This is a genomic window from Treponema sp. R8-4-B8 (assembly GCF_054786175.1).
In genome coordinates this window covers 1-445 of sequence record NZ_BDHE01000407.1, presented here as the reverse complement: position 1 = coordinate 445, position 445 = coordinate 1, and the positions used below count along the sequence as shown (strand labels likewise).

The following is a 445-nucleotide window of genomic DNA, read 5'->3' as shown; positions in this document are numbered from 1 at the left end:
GGTGCGTGAGAGCCGGTGCCGGTAGACGCGGCGCTGCTTCGGGCGGGCGGTTTCGGGGCCCCCTTGACTCATGCAGCTTCGAGGTTCATGTTGACAAGTTCCGTCCCCGCCGAAGCGCTAATCTCCGTAAGGGGCAGGCGGGTAGGGGGACGCACGGCAATTATTACGCTTCCCACCTCAATCAAGGCGGTGCTTGTAAATCCGGTGGAAACAATAGTGTCCGCCTTTACCTGCGCCCCCGAAGTTGCGGCTGTATAATCGGCCGCTCCAGCGTATTTTAATTCCACCGTTCCGGTGAATTCTTTTCTCACTCCGTTCTGGGCAAAAACGCAAACGCTTAGCCCCGCAAGTAAAATTACAAAAATTACCTTTTTCCCAATAACCCCCTTAGTTATTTTCTTTATAATCTTGAAAAATAAGCGTTTTACGCCTTTTTCATAAAGAA

Annotated in this window: 1 pseudogene; it reads right to left on the bottom strand. The window is 51.5% G+C overall.

The features are described from left to right. Positions 1-68 precede the first annotated feature (68 nt). Positions 69-445: pseudogene (locus ACYVRA_RS08985) on the bottom strand (hypothetical protein); the annotation flags it as partial.